Below are 2,643 nucleotides of genomic sequence, written 5' to 3' on the forward strand. Positions count from 1 at the left end.
TGGCCAGCCCCCTCCGCCCGGCGATGCGGACCAGCCCGTGTGCGTTGAAGCTGTGGGGCGTGCGCTCGATACGGTCGAACGCCAACGGCAACCCGTCGCGCGCCGCGGTATCCTCCACCACCCGGTGAATCTGCCGCGCCCGCTCCGCCCCACCGAACTTGGCGGCCAGATAATCGTCGCGCGACATCCCGCCGCGCGGCATGTCGGGGTTCAACTGGAACGGCTGCCAGCGAAGTTCCGGCCGCAGGTTGGGCCGTTGCATCAGCGCACGGTCGAGCCGGCGCTTGCCGATGTAGCACCAGGGGCAGATCAGGTCGGCGAAGGTTTCGATCAGCATGGCACCACTATCGGCGCGTCCCCCGGAACGGGCAACCGCTACTTCCATCCCTTCCCGCCGAAAGGAGGGAATGCAACCGTTTGTTAACCGAGTTGGCCCGACAGTCCGGGATGGTTCCGCCGGTAACCAAGCGGCTGGCGGACACATCCCGGTGGGCGGATCCCGATGAGCAACTCCTACGTTGACGGCAAGGTGCGCGAAGCGATCCTGGCGGCCAAGGGCAGCCGGATGAATGCGCAGAAGATCCTGATGGCCTGGGCCGTCGAAGATCCCGAGCTGTTGCGCGGCATTGCCCAGCCCTTCCTGAAGGCCATTGCCGCCGCCGCCATCGAACGTGCCGGGCGTCCGGCCAGCAGCAGGCCGGCAGCGCGCCCATCGGCCGCCGGTGGGGCGGGCGGAGGGCGGCCGTCCGCCTCCGGTCTCAGCCGTGATGCGCTCGAAAACCTGCTCAATCAGTTGGGCCGCGAGCCGGACGAGTCCGTTCCCCAGCGCGCGGTGTCGGCCGGCAAGACCGCCGCAGGGACCGCGGCAGCGGGCAAGGGGGCGACCATCCACAATGCTCCGGCCGGTGGACCGAATCACGAAAAGGCGATGATGGCGATCGCCAAGGCGTTCGTCGCGAAAAAGGTGCGCTGAGGCGGCCTTCAGGATCCGTTGTTGGCGCTGTAGGGCGTGGTGTCGTCGAACCAGCCCGGCTTGCGCGGCTGCACACGGATGTCCGGCGGCGGGCTGGCCAGCGCGGTGTTGCCGTTGCGGTACGGATCGGGGATGTGGTGGCATTCGACGTCTGCCAGCGTGCGGTAGCAATAAAGGCGCGAGCGGTCGACCACCACCTTGTCCGGACAATAATCGCCACTTTGCTCGAAGCTGATGATCGAGCAATCGCGGCCGGTCGCAGCCGATACGATATGGTCGCCGATGGTCTTCTTGGTGGCGTTCAGCGTCACGACATCCGCGCCCCCCGCCGCCAGCCCGAGCGGAGAGGTGCAGCCGGCCAGGGTCAGCGTCGCAATCGCCAGCAAAACGGCGATCCAGCCCCGTGCCGATCTGTTTCCCGCCGCACCCAACCCAGCAGCCATGCTCGCGCCCACCATCCAGCAGTTTCCGTTGCCGCACACGCGCCGCGTCCGATCCCGTACTGTGCATGCAAGCACGGTTAACAAGCCGTGAATTCAGCCATGGGGCAAGTCTCAGCGAAGCAGCGTACAGATGCGCGAGCGGCACTGTACGATGACGAAAGCATCCTTGTCCTCGGTGCAGCCGACCTTGAAGGTCGTCGCTCCTTCCCGCCCGACCGTGTAGCGCAGCACATCGATCTTGGCCGGGGTGCAGTTGCCCATCGATTTCGCGATCTCCTTCGCTTCCGCCTGGGCAGCCGAGACATTGGCGGCGGCCATGGCCGGCCCCGCCGGGAGAAGGGCGGCGGCTGCCAGAAGGACGGTCAAGCGGAGACGGAGCGCAGCACGGATCGGCATGGCGCGACTATCGCACGGGGGAGGGCGCGCCGGAAGGGCTGCCTCCGAAATGTCGCAGCGTTTCAATTCACGCCGCGCAGCGGAGGCGAAGCTGCTATCCTGAACCCTTTGACGCGACCGCGGCGGCGCCCTGCCGCCCGCTGCAAACTCAGGGTGGGGAACGCATGACTTCGAATGATCGGCGGCTTGGCGACCGCATTTTCGCTGCTCTGGAACTGGCGCTCGATCAGAATCATCTCGACATTGCCGAGCATCTGGCCCGCGCCCTGGAAGAGACGCTGACCCGTTTCGGTGGACCCGATGCGGTCGACCATCGAGAGCTGTCCGCAGGCATGCTGCAGGCCTTCGACCGGCTGGAGCAGTTGCGCCGCGCCGCCCATCGCCTGCCGTGACGGGGCTGACCGAACGGACCGGAGCGCCGGGCACTTCAGCCGAAGATTTTTTTGCAATTTGGTGATTGACAGCCGGCGGCCTGGGCGACTACAAACCGCCCACCGAACGACGGGGGCCTTCAACGGTTCCGGTCAAAAACACTAAGCAGTCCAAGCCTTTATCTGTTTGGCAAATGCTGTGTTTCTGCCAAGTCGCTCAGCGCGGGTGTAGCTCAGTTGGTTAGAGCGCCGGCCTGTCACGCCGGAGGCCGCGGGTTCAAGTCCCGTCACTCGCGCCACTTTCCCTTTGAAATTCGGCGCCGGTCGCCAGTATGTCTGAAGGACTCGCAAAATGCGGGTCCTTTTTCGCATGCCTATTGTCTTTCCTTTTTCTGATTTTAAAAACGTGGTATTACCAAGCTCTCCCGCGGGGGCTGGCTTGTCCTTCCGCGGGGAAAAG

General features: G+C 65.3%; 5 protein-coding genes and 1 tRNA gene. 3 read left to right on the top strand and 3 right to left on the bottom strand.

Annotated features, from left to right (window positions below; translation table 11 throughout):
• On the bottom strand, window positions 1-337 hold a 337-nt coding region (locus I71_RS19475), incomplete at its 3' end, for a DsbA family protein (protein ID WP_042696708.1).
• Window positions 338-529: 192 nt separating this feature from the next.
• On the opposite strand from I71_RS19475, the gene I71_RS19480 reads away from it, so the two are divergent.
• Entirely contained in the window at window positions 530-973 is a 444-nt protein-coding gene (locus I71_RS19480; protein WP_244433929.1) for a hypothetical protein, read from the top strand.
• An 8-nt stretch (window positions 974-981) separates the two neighbouring features.
• On the opposite strand, the gene I71_RS19485 is transcribed toward I71_RS19480, so the two are convergent.
• Both I71_RS19485 and I71_RS19490 read right to left on the bottom strand, forming a co-directional pair.
• The gene (locus I71_RS19485) at window positions 982-1,431 is read right to left on the bottom strand and encodes a hypothetical protein (RefSeq protein ID WP_244433930.1); all 450 of its coding nucleotides are present in this window, start codon (window positions 1,429-1,431) and stop codon (window positions 982-984) included.
• Between the two features lie 96 nt (window positions 1,432-1,527).
• On the bottom strand, window positions 1,528-1,812 hold the full coding sequence (locus I71_RS19490) for a hypothetical protein (RefSeq protein WP_042696704.1): 285 nt from the start codon (window positions 1,810-1,812) through the stop codon (window positions 1,528-1,530).
• 164 nt (window positions 1,813-1,976) lie between these two features.
• On the opposite strand from I71_RS19490, the gene I71_RS19495 reads away from it, so the two are divergent.
• Window positions 1,977-2,204: a hypothetical protein gene (locus I71_RS19495; RefSeq protein ID WP_042696706.1), complete on the top strand. Its 228-nt coding sequence runs from the start codon at window positions 1,977-1,979 to the stop codon at window positions 2,202-2,204.
• Between the two features lie 201 nt (window positions 2,205-2,405).
• Window positions 2,406-2,482, top strand: a tRNA-Asp gene (locus tag I71_RS19500).
• Window positions 2,483-2,643 lie beyond the last annotated feature (161 nt).

It is taken from the genome of Azospirillum sp. B506 (assembly GCF_000333595.1).
Lineage (GTDB): Bacteria > Pseudomonadota > Alphaproteobacteria > Azospirillales > Azospirillaceae > Azospirillum.